At 54.6% G+C, this 16455-nt stretch carries 14 protein-coding genes and 1 pseudogene; 10 read left to right on the top strand and 5 right to left on the bottom strand.

Features of this window, described 5'->3' with window-relative positions; translation table 11 throughout:
• Positions 1-272: 272 nt before the first annotated feature.
• Both QJQ48_RS04595 and QJQ48_RS04590 read right to left on the bottom strand, forming a co-directional pair.
• Positions 273-716: a YggT family protein gene (locus QJQ48_RS04595; RefSeq protein ID WP_346290019.1), complete on the bottom strand. Its 444-nt coding sequence runs from the start codon at positions 714-716 to the stop codon at positions 273-275.
• 320 nt (positions 717-1036) lie between these two features.
• Complete coding sequence (locus QJQ48_RS04590; protein ID WP_346290018.1) at positions 1037-1849, bottom strand: PD-(D/E)XK nuclease family protein; 813 nt, start codon at positions 1847-1849, stop codon at positions 1037-1039.
• 286 nt (positions 1850-2135) lie between these two features.
• Between QJQ48_RS04590 and QJQ48_RS04585 the strand changes: the two genes are divergently transcribed.
• Entirely contained in the window at positions 2136-3662 is a 1527-nt protein-coding gene (locus QJQ48_RS04585; RefSeq protein WP_346290017.1) for a coiled-coil domain-containing protein, read from the top strand.
• Between the two features lie 9 nt (positions 3663-3671).
• On the opposite strand, the gene QJQ48_RS04580 is transcribed toward QJQ48_RS04585, so the two are convergent.
• The gene (locus QJQ48_RS04580) at positions 3672-4265 is read right to left on the bottom strand and encodes a PAP/fibrillin family protein (protein WP_346290016.1); all 594 of its coding nucleotides are present in this window, start codon (positions 4263-4265) and stop codon (positions 3672-3674) included.
• A 239-nt stretch (positions 4266-4504) separates the two neighbouring features.
• Between QJQ48_RS04580 and QJQ48_RS04575 the strand changes: the two genes are divergently transcribed.
• Positions 4505-4741: a DUF3134 domain-containing protein gene (locus QJQ48_RS04575; RefSeq protein ID WP_346290015.1), complete on the top strand. Its 237-nt coding sequence runs from the start codon at positions 4505-4507 to the stop codon at positions 4739-4741.
• A gap of 137 nt (positions 4742-4878) precedes the next feature.
• Positions 4879-5976: a phospho-N-acetylmuramoyl-pentapeptide-transferase gene (gene mraY / locus QJQ48_RS04570; protein WP_346290014.1), complete on the top strand. Its 1098-nt coding sequence runs from the start codon at positions 4879-4881 to the stop codon at positions 5974-5976.
• An 82-nt stretch (positions 5977-6058) separates the two neighbouring features.
• Here the strand turns inward: mraY and QJQ48_RS04565 are convergent, their stop codons facing one another.
• Entirely contained in the window at positions 6059-6955 is an 897-nt protein-coding gene (locus QJQ48_RS04565) for a DMT family transporter (protein WP_346290013.1), read from the bottom strand.
• A gap of 167 nt (positions 6956-7122) precedes the next feature.
• On the opposite strand from QJQ48_RS04565, the gene QJQ48_RS04560 reads away from it, so the two are divergent.
• The 7 genes from QJQ48_RS04560 (at position 7123) to QJQ48_RS04530 (ending at position 15371) form a co-directional block, all read left to right on the top strand.
• Positions 7123-8184 (top strand): hypothetical protein, encoded by a 1062-nt coding sequence (locus QJQ48_RS04560; protein WP_346290012.1) that lies wholly within the window; start codon positions 7123-7125, stop codon positions 8182-8184.
• A 218-nt stretch (positions 8185-8402) separates the two neighbouring features.
• A complete protein-coding gene (locus QJQ48_RS04555) occupies positions 8403-8774 on the top strand; it encodes a phage holin family protein (protein WP_346290011.1) in 372 nt (123 codons plus the stop codon).
• Positions 8775-8819: 45 nt separating this feature from the next.
• Positions 8820-9827: a tRNA dihydrouridine(20/20a) synthase DusA gene (gene dusA / locus QJQ48_RS04550; RefSeq protein ID WP_346290010.1), complete on the top strand. Its 1008-nt coding sequence runs from the start codon at positions 8820-8822 to the stop codon at positions 9825-9827.
• Positions 9828-9874: 47 nt separating this feature from the next.
• Positions 9875-10432 (top strand): hypothetical protein, encoded by a 558-nt coding sequence (locus tag QJQ48_RS04545; protein WP_346290009.1) that lies wholly within the window; start codon positions 9875-9877, stop codon positions 10430-10432.
• A 93-nt stretch (positions 10433-10525) separates the two neighbouring features.
• The gene (locus QJQ48_RS04540; RefSeq protein WP_346290008.1) at positions 10526-11887 is read left to right on the top strand and encodes an 8-oxoguanine deaminase; all 1362 of its coding nucleotides are present in this window, start codon (positions 10526-10528) and stop codon (positions 11885-11887) included.
• A 161-nt stretch (positions 11888-12048) separates the two neighbouring features.
• Entirely contained in the window at positions 12049-12525 is a 477-nt protein-coding gene (locus QJQ48_RS04535; RefSeq protein WP_428843023.1) for a YbjN domain-containing protein, read from the top strand.
• A gap of 56 nt (positions 12526-12581) precedes the next feature.
• Positions 12582-15371, top strand: coding sequence for a DEAD/DEAH box helicase (locus QJQ48_RS04530; RefSeq protein WP_346290115.1), 2790 nt, complete (start codon positions 12582-12584; stop codon positions 15369-15371).
• Positions 15372-15609: 238 nt separating this feature from the next.
• On the opposite strand, the pseudogene QJQ48_RS04525 reads toward QJQ48_RS04530, so the two are convergent.
• A pseudogene (locus QJQ48_RS04525) lies at positions 15610-16449 on the bottom strand (protein kinase domain-containing protein); the annotation flags it as partial.
• Positions 16450-16455 lie beyond the last annotated feature (6 nt).

The raw sequence follows: 16455 nt of genomic DNA, 5'->3' as shown, positions 1-16455 counted from the left end.
CAACTGATATAAAACCGCTCACCCAAGCCAAGACTACTTGCTGTAGTTAAGAGCTGCTTAAACAGGAGAGGCTTTTTGCAAATTCAAATGGAAGCAGATTCTTTTCCGTGAGGTTTAGCTAAGCCCCTGCTTGGCTTAGCTATCGGGCTTGCGTCACTTACAAGCTAGGAAAATCTAAGTATCTTTCTTCTATTGAGTTATGTCTATGATTTTAGCTAAAATTTTCTATTTTGTCAAAAATATTAGCCCAATTTAGTCAGCAGTGAACATTATTAGCGGCTAGAAATGATCCTGACTAACCAAATAACCAGGAACATCAAAACTAGGTAGGACAGCATAGCCACTAGCAAGTTGACATCAAAGATGTTGAGATTGCCGTTAAAGGTGGGGCTGATAAACAGGGTTGAGAATGGAGCTATGAAGGGTTCTGAAAGATTATAAATAACGTTGGCAAACGTATTAGCGGGATTGGCTCCGCTCAGGCGGAGGATGAAGCGCAAGAGCAGCAACAGTTCTAACGCGCCCACCAGAAAATAGATGCCTTGCTCAAATTTACGGGCGATCGCGTTTTGCTGGGCCGATTCTACGTACTGTTCTTCCCTGTGCAGGCGGCGACGTTCGGCCTCCTCTTGCAAGCGGCGACGTTCAGCCTCTTCAGCCGCAGTTGGCCGATAGTTGTCTTCTGGATGAGAATTAGGATTAGGGCGATCGTTCACAGCGCCTCCTTCGCGTTATCAGAATTAATTAGCTGCCATCTGGCAGTTGCTTATCCTAGCATCCTGTAAAAGTTGCAGCCTGTGAACAATCTATAGAGAGAAAAGAGCAGACAGCGCATGTCTGTCTGCTCAGCACAGGAGTTACGAGGAGATACGACAACAGTTAAACGCTGCTAGTCGCAGCACTATATAAAGCATTAGTGCGCCTCCACTATTCCATAAGAATTTAGGCCAGACTGTTCATTTTAGGAAAAACTTTGGAATCTGCTATTGCTGAGTCCTGGAGTCAGAATTTATAAAACTCAATATTACTACCACCCTCACAGCAGCTCTACTTCATCAATTTCGGTCAGAGCTGGAATGGTGAGCGGCTCTGAGGAAGACAGCCTTGACCAATGACGCCGACAGCGAATAGCAAAGGGGCAGCTAGCGCAGATTCCTTTTGCCAGGTCAACTTTAGGCAGTGTTGCTGACTGCGATCGCCACTGGCTGAGCCGGGATGTCAGGCGATCGAGTTCGTGGCGAATTTGCTCGTGCTGCTGCTGGCTGTAGTGAAAAGTTTGCTGCTGGGGCTGGAGCTGATTGTGGCGATCGCGGTGGCGGACGAACCAGTAGGTGATGGAAATCTGGCTGGGAGCAAGGGTCGTAGTTTCGGCCAAGACGTAGGGATAAAGCCGGGTCTGCCAGTCTTGAGCTAGAGTTTGGCGATCGCGGGGCTGCAAGTAGGTTTTCCAGTCAATAATCTGCCCCCGGTGGGGCTGTAGGATTAGCAGATCGTAAATAACGGTCAGCAGGTAGCCTGCGAATTCTAAAGTCCGGCGATGCTCGCTTTGACGAAAAGTCTCTGGCTCTGTCACAAATAGCTCAGGGGCTGCTTTGGTCAACTGATCTAGGCTTTCTTGTAGCTCCGGCTCTGCTGTGAGCGCGGCAATGGGTAGCCCCAGTTCCCGCTGCTGCATCAACAGGTGAAACTGGTTGCCCCAGGTGATACTGGCCTGCTGCTCAGCAGAAATTGGCAGGCCCAGCTCCTCAAAGTAGGTGTACTGAAACTTACGCGGACAGGTAGTTAGCAGATTGAGTGAGCCTTGAGAAAGCACCAACAGGATTGGGACAGTGGGGGTTATAGCAGTCATAGATCCTGACCGAGCGTCATCAGGCTAGGCAAAGCTGAGCATTCTTGGGGCAAGAGACGAAACGTCGAAAACATTGAGCGCTTTTCCGGTATGAGCAGAATTCAGCCGCTCTATTAATTTTAGGTAAATCAAACATTTCAGCAGTGTGGGACGTCTTTGATTTATACGAATATGAATGATGCATATTGAAGTTGACAAAAGCCCAAATGCTAGAGGATGGGACGCGAAATTTTTAAGGTTTGGGACTTTGATAGATTCATGCAATTGAAAGGGGAGGACCTCGGCGATGAACGATGAGCTGCGAAAATCTGTGTTTATCCAGGCACGCGATCGCTTTATGGCAGCCGGACAGTGGCTGGGCATCGCAATTGTGGTTCTGCTGATCTTCCACATTTTGACCCTACAGCCGTTCATCAGCCTGAGTCATCAGGTAGAACAAGCAGACGCTCACAGCCAGCAGCTAGCGCAGGTACAGCCTAACTTTCAGCAGCTCGAAGCGGCAATTCAGTCACTACAGCCTTATCGAGAGCAAATTGCTCAGGCAACTAACGAAACTACCGAAGTCCTCATTCAGGACTTTGAAAGGCTGAGCCAAGAAATTGAAGCGGTACGGGCATCTGATCCCTCTGCCGCGATCGCTCTTGATAGCGCTGAAACAGCTGAAACAGATGATGATCTTGAAGCAGACGAGGCCGAATTAGACGATATTGAGATCATAGAGGACACCGAGGATGAAAATCAGCCAAGTACTTCCCCGGTACAGCAACCGCTACAGTCCACCGCCGATGACCAGATTCAATCGACTGAATTTACCCTTACCCCAGCCTTAGCAGAGGAAGTGCGGCAAACCGCCGAAATCGACGCCCTCCGGGGAGCACTGACTCCCTATATTCGCCGCGAAATTGTAGATCCTCGTTTTGCTCAGCTCAACTACCGCCTACAGGATATTGCCACCGAGGTTGAGAGCAAGGTTGACGATATTCAGGTTCAGACTGAAGCGATTCAGCGGCAGGTCAAAACCATTCCAGCCGCAAATGATATCGAGCGGCAGATCGCCCAGATTCAGACGCAGACAGAGGAAATGAAGGGACTGGCAGCTACGCTAGAAGCCCAGCCGCCTGCCGACAACGACTGGTGGGCCAGTGCTGATGAAAAAACGGCCGTTACCCAAGCGATCGCCAGTGTTACAGCCGATAGCCTGTTACCGACTAGTTTGGAAACCGTCACCAGTCAGCTCAATCAGGATTTTGACGCTTTGCTCAGCCAGCAACAGGGACTACAGGCGGAACTGGCCCAGGCAATCGCTCAGCTCGAAGTCGATTTTGCCGCCCAGCAGGAAAAGCTAGCCGGACTGGGGACGCCGCTCCAGTGGATTGCCTTAGATCTAACTTTTGCAGCGGCTCGGTTTCCGCTGCTGCTGGCAGGCATCCTAGCAGCGCTGCTGTGGTTGCAAAGTCGGCGGCTGATGGCCCTGGTAGAGGCGATTCGCTTTCAACCACCGCCTCATCAGGATTTTTGGGACTGGTTCTTTCATCAGACACGTGGCCTAATCACCGGCTTTTCGCCGCGATCGCTCAAGCAAGTCCGAGAAAATCCGCTGCCCGTTGTCTTTTTAGCCTGGGTAGGGATCGCCGCCTTTAACGTTTCATGGCTTAATCAGGTTAGCTGGTTAGCTGCTCTGCTGATGCTGTTGGTCGCTTGGGGCTTCTTGCTGCTGGCCTTTGAGCATCGCCAGCGGGTTTGGCGGCAAGTTTTGCACCTGAGCCGCCGCGAAACCAACCCCACGGAGCAGTCCGCAGAGGAGTCGGCCTGACCAATCAGCCTAATCCTTCGTCAGGACAAAAACGCTGCCTTCATTGCCTCGCCCCAGACGCATATCTTGATCTAAGTAGGTGACTTCTAACCAGCCCTGCTGGCGATCGCTGTTGATGTCAAAATCAATTGCCTGCAGCAGGGAGAGCTTGGGGGTATTCTGCAGTTTGTGAATGAGCTGGCTGGGGGCGCGGTAGTCAATCAGTCGCTGCAGCGCCAAAACGCCGCGCTCGAACTTGACGTTCACCCGCTGGGGAGAAGTAGCCTCGAACTGAGCTGCCACTGAAACCAGCCCTTCTAGCAGGGGCAAACCTGTTACTTCCGCAATGTTGTAAACTTTGGACTCGGCTGTGCGAATGCACTGGTAAATTTGGCCTAGCGTCAGCAACGGCAAGCGATCGATGCCTAGCAAATCCTGGCTAGAGGTATAGCGCAGTCGCCAGTCTCCTTCCAAAAGCTCTGGCGCTTCTAGAGGCTGCGGTGTCGGATTGCGGTCTTCTAGCCGAGCGATCGCCGCTAAGATAGCTGTCTTTTCAGTAGGGCTAGCTGCCAGGCCACGATTCTTATTGGCGATCGCCTGTTTCAGCTCAGCTTTTGCTAACATACAAAACTCCCTGCTAATTTCAGCCCTGCGCTAGACTCAGGCCCTACTGCCAAGAAATATGTCTAAACGTCGCGGTTTGTTGATATTAGATTGACATATGCTAGAAGATGGGCTATCCATCCAATGGTAGACTCATCTTAAATCCGAGCGGCTAGCTCGACTGAGGTATCTCTATCCCCCTAGCGCCCGTCTTAGCTGGCAACCCTGTCAGACTTTACCCTGCAAAAATCGATACACCTATGGCTTACAATCCCTCCCTGCGCCAGATTCCTCGCAATCAGCCCGCAGCCGTAATTCCCCTTCAGCAAAACGCCTCGATTTTAGACTGGCTAGAAAAGTCCGGTCGTCTGATTCCGCGCGATCCGGTGGAAGTCGTCAAGTCTGAAAATGACAATGAAGAAATCACCGATTTGATGGGTAATGAGGACAACTTTGAGGAAGAGGACGACGACGATCTCGAACTTGACGAAGACTAGGCAAAATCTATCCTAGGGCAGGCTTGCTCAGCCGCTCAATAGCGGATGCTATGCAAAGCTTTTGCCAAAATTTCCGGGTTTTCAAGGAAACCGTGGGTTATGCGTGAAGTGTGTGGTGTGAGTGTAAGAAAATTGTTGTGGACGCCAAGTTTTTCTCAACCAAGTCGATTGATTTATCCGGCATAAAGCTGCTGTGGGTTTTGACGAGCAGCCTCAGCTTAGCGGCGATCGCCTTAGATGCGATCGCCGGACGCCCGTTTTTAGGGCTAACCTCTTTAGGGCTACCGCTGCTAGTCGCCGCTATCTTGAGCGCGGCCTTGGGGCTGTGGGTAGTGCCGCTGCTGCGATCGCTCAAGGCCGGACAGTTTATCCGCGCCGAAGGCCCCCAAGCCCACTTAAAAAAGGCAGGAACGCCCACAATGGGCGGCATCTTTTTCATCCCGGTGGCGGCGGTCGTGGCTGTCGGCCTGACAGGCTTTTCGGGGCACGTTTTGGCGGTGACGGCGCTGATGCTAGCTTACGGCCTGATTGGCTGGCTGGACGACTGGCAAGTTCTGCGGCGACGTTCTAATAAGGGCATTTCTCCTCGCATGAAGCTGGCGCTGCAAATTGGGTTTGCGGTGCTTTTTTGTCTCTGGACGCTAGGAACCCAGCCTGCCGCGATTACAACCGTGAGCTTACCGTTTGGCTGGTTTTTACCCCTAGGCTTTTTATTCTGGCCGCTGGCTGGGTTTGCCCTGGTGGCCGAGAGCAATGCCACTAATTTAACTGACGGCGTAGATGGCCTGATGGCAGGTACAGGGGCAATCGCGCTGTTGGGTTTCGGTGCCCTCGTGGCTCCTTCTCATCCTGACCTGATGGTTTTCTGCGCCGCTCTAAGTGGGGCTTGTCTGGGCTTTTTAGCCCACAACCGTAATCCGGCCAAGGTGTTCATGGGAGATACCGGGTCTTTGGCTCTAGGGGGGGCATTAGCTGCCGTCGGTATTCTCAGCGGCAATTTGTTTGGGCTGCTAGTGGTGACGCTGCTGTTTTTTGCAGAGACGGTTTCTGTAATTTTGCAGGTAGGCTACTACAAGGCAACCAAAGGGCCAGATGGCATCGGTAAGCGCCTGTTTAGAATGGCCCCGCTGCACCACCATTTTGAGCTGTCCGGCTGGTCTGAAGTGCGCGTTGTGGCAACTTTCTACGGCGTTACCGCATTCTTGGCGCTGATGGCTCTAGCCACGCTGTCCTAGCCTAGCTTGCCGCATCCCCCTAAATTTCCGGCGCTGCCTGTACCTCACTACTGGCAGCGCTTTGTTTTTGGCCAAAGATGACTTATCCCTGAACAAACAGCAGCCAGATGCCAATGAGGGAAATGCCTACGCCGCCAACAGCCCTGAGACTGACGCGATCGCCTAGCCAAAGGGCGATGGGCAAAATAAAGAGCGGACTGGTGGCCATCAGGGATTGAGCAATGCCTGCTGGGGCAAATTTGAGCGCTGTTTGCTGCAGCCAGAGGGCTAAGTACGTGCCTAAAACAGCCGCCAACGCTACGACGCTGACTAAACGAGGCGATCGCAGCGGCTGCATTTCAGACCAGACCTGACGGCGAGCCAGCAGCAAAATCGTCAGCATCAGCACCCCGCCGCTCAGTCGCAGCAGCGTACTCCACAGCGGATCAATAGTCGTGCTGGTCAGGGCCGCCCGCGACATTACCACCCCGACCGCCTGCCCTAGCGCTGCCAGCAGCCCCAGCAAGACGCCGCGACGGGGATCGGCTAGCTGAGGGTTCACGTCCGGTACCCGTTCTGAAATCACCCAGGCAACGCCCACCAGCGTCAGCAAAATGCCCAACCAGGCCACTAGCCCCAATACCTCAGCCAGAAAGATCCAGGCGAGCAAGGCTGCTATCGGCGGCGCGACAGATTCCATCAGCAGCACCCGCCGGGGTCCCAAATGGTTGAGGGCGCTGAAATAAGCCGTGTCTCCGAGGCCAATGCCAATCATGCCGCTGAGCAGCAAGAGCACATAGGGCAGCGGCTCAGTGCGGGTAAGTTCGTTCTGCTGGAGGAGCAGCGTCAGGCTAATAAGAGCGATCGCCATCAACCCCTTGATCAAGTTGAGGATGAGGGGTGAAAGGCGCTTGCCCAACCGCCCGAAAATTACGGTAGAGACTGCCCACAGAAAAGCAGCTGTCAAAGCTGCGAGTTCTCCCCTGAAGCTTGACCCCATATCGAATATCAAGTCTCTAAGTTCCCGCTATAAATCTGAATCTCTCTTATTGTCTGCAAAAAAGTTGCACAAACTTTGGCAGATTTTTCCTGATCTTGCTTAAAGCCGATGTAACTTTGTCTAACTATCTAAAAGTCCACTTAGTTTCTGAAGTAGGGGGATACTCGATGCGTGGTTCCGCCATCGCCCTGTTGGGGCTGGCAGCGCTAACAGCCTGCCGCCAGAATGAAACAACTGCTAGCTGGACGTGGGATACCGACCTCTCAAGCGATCGCCAAAGTGATTTGACCTTTGGTCAGGATTTGCTAGCGATCAAAACGGCAAGTCAGTTGACGCCACCTCAGGTTGAACTCAGCTCTGAACTAGCTCGCTTGTCGCGCTCAGATGTGGATTTAACGGCTACGGCAATCCCGACCCAAGCCAGCACCCAGGCCAGCTCATCGCCAAAGTTATCGCTTGTTGCAGTCCGCTCTGCCGCCTCGCTGCCGCCAATTCCCATTCGTCCTGATTTAGCCCCTCCCGCTATCTCAACGGCCCCCATCACCTCAGTTTCGGTAGCTCCGGCCAGTCCAGCCGCCGCAGTGACTGCTACAGCCGCCCCGGCTCCTCCCTCCGCCGGGATGCTGCCCGATTTGTCCAATTTGCTGCTGACGGCAACGCCTCCTGGGTTGCTGCCGGTAGAGCCGGAGCCGGTTAGCAACGCTCCACAGTTTACCCGCGCCAGTCGGGCCAGAACGGTCGCAGCCGTGGTCGATTCAGTCATGGTTGAAACGGCAGATTCGCCAGTGACTACGGCGACAGCAATGCCTGAAGTGGCTGTGCCTTTGCCTGAAGCCGAAATGTCGGCTGCTGGGGAGTCTACAGCGGCAGCTGACCCGGCTGATGCTGTTGCTGAGCCTAGCGATCGCCCGTCAGCCTCTCAGCTCCCCGCCGTAGAGGTTGAAGCCGCAGCCGTCAGTCAAAAAACACCTGCCAATTCTCTCCACAAACCACTGCAGCTAGACTATAGCGAGACTCTACGCCTCAGCTCAGCCTCAGCAGAGCCAACCTGCCCGGTCGAAACGGCTACGCCTAACGCTGAAGCAATGCCTGCTACCGAGGAAGTGCCTACAGCAGCGTCCGCCCCGGCTCAGAACTGTGCCACAGAAGTTTCCATTTTGGCTCAAACCCCTGAAACGGCTGCGTTAGACACCAATGAGCTAGCGGCGGCAGAATTAGCCTTACCCTAGCTGCCTGGTGAGCCGATTAGAGCCGGAGTGGCATCCACATTTTTTTCTTAGAAGGTTAACAATTGCGAATTTTCTTACGAAATTTCATCGAGTCAGTGATCGTAGCGCTGTAGCCTATTAACTTTGAGCAGGGCCTGATGTTTTGGGGTCGGATTAGCTTTTTTGGCCGCTAATTGGGCCTAGCGTGTGTTTTTACTGACTATGAGGAAATACTGAAGATGTCTTGGCTTATTAGCAGCTTAATCTTTTTGGTCGTGACCGCTATCAGCCTGATGATTATCGCCAAGTTACCGCTGGGCATTGAGGTGGATAGTTTTGGTAAAGCTTTTACTTCAGCGCTGATCTTTGGCGTTCTCACAGCGATCGCTTTCCCCATTCTGTTTTTCCTCAGACTGCCGATTATTAATATTCTCTTCTTTCCTATCCTGATTTTGATCTACGCTCTCCTTTTTGGCCTCACCGCCAAGCTGGTTGTTGGCTTCCGGCTGCGCAGCATCTGGAGCGCCATTATCGGGGCGATCGCCCTCGGTATCGTCAATCGCATCTTGTTCTTTATCTTGGGACAGGTCTTTCCCGCGATCGCTAGCTAGGCGCTCTCTACGCTACGATAGGCGATCGCAGCTTCTTTTCTTGCCATGACTGCTTCGTCTCAGCTCTCGGATCGCCCTGCCACCGCGATCGCAGCGGCCCCGCTCAGCATCGCGCCGATGATGGATCGCACCGATCGCCATTTTCGCTACTTCATGCGGCAGATTACTCGTCATACGCTGCTGTACACGGAGATGGTGACTAGCAATGCGATCATTCACGGCGATCGGGAGCGGCTGCTGGGCTTTTCGCCAGAAGAGAAGCCCCTGGCGCTGCAGCTAGGCGGAGATACCCCTGTGGACTTAGCCGCCTGCGCCCGCATTGCAGCAGAGATGGGCTACGACGAGGTCAACTTAAACGTGGGCTGCCCCAGCGACCGGGTCAAAAACGGTAACTTTGGGGCTTGCCTGATGGCCCAGCCGCAGCGGGTGGCTGACTGCGTGGCGGCGATGCGGGCAGCGGTATCCATTCCGGTGACGGTGAAGCATCGCATCGGTATCGATCAGCGCGATCGCTACGAGGATATGGCCCACTTTGTCAGCGTGGTAGCGCAGGCAGGCTGCGATCGCTTTACGGTTCATGCCCGCAAAGCTTGGCTACAGGGACTCAGCCCCAAGGAAAATCGTACGGTGCCGCCGCTGCGCTACGCCGACGTGCACCGGCTGAAGCGAGAATTTCCCCACTTGTTTATTGAGATCAATGGCGGCTTCAAAACCCTAGCGGAAGCCAAAGCCCAGCTAGGGGCCGTAGATGCGGTGATGATTGGCCGCGCCGCCTATGACGATCCCTATTTGTTTGCCGAGGCCGATCGGCTGATTTTTGGTCAGTCAACGTCAATACCGACCCGGCAAGCGATCGCAGAAAGTATGCTGCCCTATATCGAAACCTGGATCGCCAAGGGCTATAAGCTGAATAAAATTACCCGCCACATGCTACAGCTCTTTCTAGGCCAGCCCGGCAGCCGGCTCTGGCGGCGGTATTTGACGGAGCAGTCCTGCCACTGGGGGGTAGGCGCTGAGGCGGTGCAGCAGGCGATCGCTCAGATGCCGGGCTAACCCCGGCCAATAGCTCATAATAGAGGCAGCATCCAGTTCCTCAAATCATGGCAGATCCCGTTACAATCGCAGACATTTACGCCCTGTTCCAAACCTCTCAAGCTGAGGCCGACCGCCGCGCAGAAGAAGCCGACCGGCGTTTAGAGCGATTAGAGCGCATTGCGGCGAATACCAGCCGAGAGGTGGCAGGGTTGACTACGCGCTGGGGCCAGTTTGTTGAGAACCTGGTAGAGCCTGCTGTCATCCGCTTGTTTCAGGCTAGAGGTATTGATGTGCAAGAAACCTATCGCCGCATGAAGTCGAAGCGAGCAGGGGCACAAATGGAGATTGATGTCTTTGCCGTCAATGGGGCCTCTGCCGTTGCGATTGAAGTAAAATCTCGCCTATCGCAGCGAGATGTAGACGAGTTTGTGGAGACGCTGGGCCGATTTAAGCAAGCCTTTCCCCACTACGGAGGCTATCAGATCTACGGAGCCGTTGCTGCGATTGAAATCGACGCCGACGTGGATCGCTATGCCTACCGCCGCGGGTTATTCGTGATTCAGCAGAGCGGCGAAACGGTTGAGATTGCCAATGGCGACGCTTTCAGTCCCGCTGCTTGGTGAAGTTGAGAAATGGGCGAATTGTGTGCTGAGCGTCTGCGATAGGGGCCAAAATCGACTAGGCTACAGCTTGTCGGTTGAGCTGGAGAAAACCTGGTGGCGACGGTCTTAGTTAAAAATATTCATACCCTAGTGACGATGGACGCGCAGCGGCGAGAAATTCGCCACGGAGCGCTGCTGCTGAACGATCGCGTGATTGAGCAGGTAGGAACAACGGATACTCTACCCGATACAGCCGACGAAGTTTTAGACCTGCAGGGACGCTACATTGTCTTACCTGGGCTGGTAAATACCCATCACCACTTCATTCAATCCCTGACGCGGGCAGTCCCCGGGGCGCAAGATGCCGACTTATTCAACTGGTTGACGACTCTCTATCCCTTTTGGTCACGCCTGACGGCCAAGGGGGTCTATGTGGGGGCGCAGGTGGCCGCTGCTGAGCTAATGCTCTCCGGCTGCACCACGGCTAGCGATCACCTCTATCTCTTTCCCAATGACTGCACCCTAGACGATGAGATTCAAGCGCTACAGGATATTGGCCTGCGCTTTCACGCCAGTCGCGGCAGCATGAGCGTGGGGCAGAGTGCCGGAGGATTGCCGCCAGACCTGCTAGTCGAAAAGGAGAGCTACATCCTGGCGGACTGTCAGCGGGTGATTGAGAGCTATCACGACAATAGCCGCCACGCCATGCTGCGCATTACGGTAGCCCCCTGTTCTCCTTTTTCCGTTTCCCAAGACCTGATGCGGGAATCGGCTAAGCTAGCTCGCGCCTATCCGGGTGTGCGGCTCCATACTCATCTCGCTGAAAACAATTCAGATGTGGAGTACAGCCTGTCGCAGTTCAACCTGATTCCAGGGGACTATGCCGAGTCGGTTGACTGGCTGGGCGAAGACGTATGGCATGCCCACTGCGTCAAGCTTAGCGATCGCTCAATTGAAAAATTTGGTCGCACTGGCACCGGGGTAGCTCACTGCCCCTGTAGCAACATGCGTCTAGCCAGCGGCATTGCACCTATTCGTAAGCTGCTCGCCCGGGGGGTGCCGGTTGGTTTAGGCGTAGACGGTTCTGCCTCCAATGACTCTGGCAACCTGATGCACGAAGCGCGGTTAGCCTTTCTAGCGGCGCGGGTGCGGGAGGAGGACGCCGGGGCGATGACGGCTCGCCAAGCGCTGGAAATTGCTACCCTCGGCGGAGCTAGAGTGCTGGGCCGAGATGACATTGGCTATTTAGCACCAGGAATGTCGGCTGACTTGATTGCCATTAATCTCGATCGCCTAGGATTTGCAGGAGCGCATCATGACGTGGTGGCGGCCCTGATTCTGTGCCAGACCAACGGCGTAGACTATAGCTTTATCAACGGCCGCAAGGTGGTGGATCAGGGGCAGATCACAACGGTTGACTTACCCGTACTGATTGAGCGGCATCAGCAGTTGGCTCAGGCCATGATCGAAGGCTAACATCTCAAGGCTCAGGGAATGGCGATGCGGACGGCAGCACCCAAAAAACGAGGTAGCCAATTCCTGGCCTAAATTTGAAGTTGACTAAACCTTAAACAACTTTGACCCCGGTGCTGTGTTAGAAACGAATGAGATTAAGAGCCGCTAACGAAAGAACAACTATGGCCATGAATTCGCTCGATTTTGAAGCTTCCCCTCTGGAAAATGAGGAAGACGACGCGATCGCCCCAAATTATATAGAAACAATTGAGACGGTCATCTCCAGCCTGGAGCAAGACCAGAGCGCCATGGTCAGCCATACCGATGAGGGGCACCTGTGGAAATTTTGCTATGGCACCGTCGAAGTCTACGTGCAGCTATCTGGAACGGCTGACGATGACGTGCTGACTGTCTGGTCTCCCGTTTTAAAGCTGCCGGTTGAGCAAGAAGCCAAGCTGATGCGCCGCCTGCTGGAAATGAACTGCGGTGAGACTTTTGAATCCTGCTTCGGTATTTTGGGCAGCGACGTTGTGGTTTTAGCCAGCCGGATTTTGGAAGATATTTCGGCAGCCGAAATTTCCCGCATCATGACCATTGTGGCTACGATTGCTGACGATAACGATGAGGCGCTCAAACAGGAGTTTGGTAAGGTCGCCTGAGCTAGCTGAGCGCTATTCTAGGAGAGCGTCATCGCTGCCGTAGGCCCCCTTTTTTGGTGATTAATCAGCCGCCCGACTATGCCCAGCTAATCCAGGCTGCTCGCCTGCAGGATTCTCCCCCCAGCTGGCTGGTTAAGAATGCTCGCCTCTATTTGCCTGCTTATGGCTGGGGGACGGTTACCGCCATTTTGGGGCAGCGGCTGTTAATCAAGGTTCCACAGCAGTCAGAGCCGCTAGAGGTAGCTGACTGGGTCGCCGCGATCGCTACTGGACTGATCCGCCCGCCGACTGACCGCGATCGCTCGCCTGCTGTTGACGCAGCGGCTATCGAGGCCATTCCTCAGGCTGCCTTCCGGGCGATCGCCCAGACCTGCCAGGACTCACTCACCGCGATCGAAGTCACGCCTGCTGTTCCCGGCGATCGTTCGCCGCTACCCCCTGATTTACCTGCCGAGCTGCATCAGGCTTTGGCGCAAACAGGCGTGACTGAGCTGTACAGCCATCAAATAGAGGCGCTGCAGTCCCTCAGAGCGGGCAAAGACCTGTGCTTAGCCACCCCAACCGCTTCGGGAAAAACCCTGTGCTACACGCCCGCTATTTTGGCCTCCTGTCTTGAAGAACAGGCGCTCTCGGCTTTGTTTCTCTTTCCCCTCAAAGCACTGGCGCTTGATCAAGTCGGCAAGCTGCAGCGGCTGATCGCAGCCCTGCCCCCATCCCGCCGCCCCAAGCTAGGGGTGATGACAGGCGACACGCCCCGGACGGAGCGGCAGCAACTCTTTTTACCCCAGCCGCCTCAGATTTTAGCTGTCAGCCCCGATTTGCTGCACTACCAGCTCTACAAAGGCAAGCTGACGGCAGAGGGAGAATCCTGGCGAGAGTATTTGCGCCGGTTGAAATGGGTAGTGGTGGATGAAGCCCACACCTACATTGGTGCTTTTGGCGCTCATTTCGCCAATCTGATGCGGCGGCTGCGACTGGCTGTAGACAGCGCCGGGGGCCACAGCGAACAGCTCCAGTTTATTTTTGCCTCTGCAACCATCGGTAACCCAGCAGAAATCGCACTCCGCTTCTCCGGGCGCGAAGCAGTCCCTGAACGGCTACAGGTCATTCAGCAGAGCGGGGCCGGTACGGCTGGCCGCACCCTAATCTGCCTAGAGCCTAGCAGCGGGGCTAGCGCTGATAGCAGCCGAATTATTTTAAGCTGGCTGCAGCAGGGGCTGAGCGGTCTGGTTTTCTGCAACTCTAGAGCCGCAGTTAAAAATCTTAAATCGCTCATTCAAAAAGAATTTAGTCGGCAAGGTCTAGAAGCGTTGGTGCCACAGGTAGCAGCTTTTTATGGCTCTTTGGGAGCGAGTCAGCGACAGCGAATTATTGCCCAGTTGCGCAGCGGTGCGGTACGGGTGATTTTGACGACTTCGGCGCTAGAAGCGGGCATTGATCTACCGGAGCTTGATTGCTGCTTGATTAGAGGCTATCCGGGCAGTCTGATGTCGTTTTATCAGCGGATTGGCCGAGTAGGCCGTCAGCAACCGGGGTTAGTTATGTTTCTGCCGGTGGCTCAGAACGTACTGGACAGCTTTTACGGAGAGAACACCACAGAGCTACTGCAGGGGCAGGTTGAAAGTGCCGCTTTCAACCCCAACTATCCGACTATTTTGAGCCAACATCTCTGCTGCGGGGCCGTAGAAAGTAACTTACTGGCGGCTGAGATTGAAGATCGCTTTGGTGCAGTTGGCGGCGTGCTAGCGGGGAGTTTGCTGCAGCAAAAGCGGCTACGAGCCTATAGTTCAGGCTATCTGGGCGGGATAGGCTATCCCCACCGCAGCGTTAGTCTGCGGGGGACGCTGGGGGATGAAATTGCTCTGGTCAATCTGGCGTCTGGGCAGGAGTTTGAGTGGCTCAATCGTGACCTGGCCTACCGAGAAGTGCATCCGGGTGCTCTCTACCTGGCGCAAACTGAAGAGGGAGAACTGGCGACCTTTCTCTGTCAGGCGCTTGATTTAGAAACAAAGCAGGCCAAGCTTAAGCCTATACCGGCTGATTCAGGGCAGTTTACCCGCTCAGATACGGCCTTAAACGTGAAGCTGCTGGAGGCGATCGCCGCGCCGAAGCTGATTCAAACGGCCCTACCAGAGGCCCGGCTGCGCTTAACGCTGGCTTGGGGAGAAATCAGTTCGTTGGTGACGGGCTATACCCTGTTTGAACGCAAGCAAAGCCTGCTCTGCCTCAATAGTCGCTGCCGCCGCTACCGCCAGTCCCTGTCCGGCAGCACTTGCCCTAGCTGCCATCGTCCTCTGAGGCTGGGAGAAATGACTCAGCCGAAAGAGACGATTACCTTCGAGCAGCCCTATCAAACCCAGTATCAGGCGCCCATCGTCAGGGCTGAAATTAACGCACCGCTGGCCCAGGCTCTCACTAAACAGGTCAGGACTATTCAGGCCCAAATCAGGGCTGAAACGGATGGGACAGGCCCTGAACTAACCGATCCACTTTGGGAAAGAGTACCGGAATTTATTGCACTGCACAGCTTGGGCCATCAAATTATCTTTGCTATTCCGCTGGTGGTCTTGAGCTCTCAGCAGGATGTCAACTGGGTGGTGGCTCACGAAGGTAAACGGCAGGTAGGCTATTTTTTTGATACGACTGAGGGCGGCAATGGCGCTGCAGAGGCCATTTTTGAGCAATTTCCTTACTTTGCAGAACGGGCTGCTAGGCTGGCTCAGGCTTGCCGCTGTCAGTCTGGCTGTCCCCGCTGCCTACATCAGCACGGCTGCCCGCAAAATAATGCGGGTTTGCACAAAACGGCGGGGCTGAATCTAGCGGAGATGATTCTGAACGGCGGCTGAGCCGCAGGCAATTTTCAGTGGGGATAGCCGCAGTGGATCTGCTGACTAATGCTGAGCTAGAACGGCGGCTAGAGGACTGGCTTTGGTGCGATCGCCACCAGTACCAGCCGACAGCAAGCTGCACAACCAACAGGCTGAGATTGGCGATCGCTAAGGCTTTGCCAACCTGCTGCAGCGGAAAAGTCGGCTTTGATTCTGGGGGGGGCGACTGGAGCCGCTGCAAAATGGCCTGGGTATTGAGCGGGCGCTGGCCGGGAAAGGGGGCCATGAGCTGATCAATCAGTTCAGCTAGCCAGGGCGCTATCTGGACTTGCTGCTGCCAGAGCAGCTTGCCGTTGAGGCTGCTTTCCTTGAACGCCAGCGGCGACTGACCCGTGAGACAAAATACCAGCGATCGCCCCAAAGCATAAAAATCTGACTGGGGTACCGCCTTACCGTTGATTTGCTCCAGCGGCGTATAGCCAGGAGAGACAATGCTGGTGACTTCCCGCTGTCCGCCTATCTTGGCTAGATAGGTGTCTGTAATTTGGCGGATTGTACCAAAGTCAATTAGCGCTAGCTGACCGTTGACTCGTCGCATGACGTTGGTCGGTTTGAGATCGCGGTGAAACAGTCCCTTTTGATGCAGCAGCCCCAGAATGTCCAAAAGCTGATGTAGCCAGCTCAGCACCTGTGCCTGGCTGACCGGCCCATTTTGATTGACCCACTGCTCTATCGTTGTGCCCTCGATCTTTTCCATGACCAAGCCGTGGAGGGCAAAATTGGGCTTCAGCGGCAGGCTGAAGTAGCCATCTGGCTCAACCTGAGGAATGCCCTTGTGGGAGAGCTGCTGTAGGGCCATAAACTCTCGCTGAAACAGCGGCTGCAGGCGAGGATTTTTCAGCAGCTTCAGCACTTTATGGCTGCCGCGATCGTCAACAATGAAAACCTCAGTCGGGTTCCAGCTATCGAGTTCTCGTAGTGGCTGCAGCAGACGATAGCGCTCCTGAATCAGCAGCGGCGTCTGACAAGCCTGGCAGTGACTGGCCTGATCGGCATTATGACGCTGAGAGCATTGAGGGTTGATGCAGTAGCTCATTTCTGC

The sequence above is a fragment of the Sphaerothrix gracilis Ecp01 genome, assembly GCF_030405905.1.
In the GTDB taxonomy this organism is placed as follows: domain Bacteria; phylum Cyanobacteriota; class Cyanobacteriia; order Phormidesmidales; family Phormidesmidaceae; genus Sphaerothrix; species Sphaerothrix gracilis.
The sequence above is the reverse complement of the archived record's forward strand: the minus strand, read 5'-3'. Positions and strand labels throughout refer to the sequence as shown.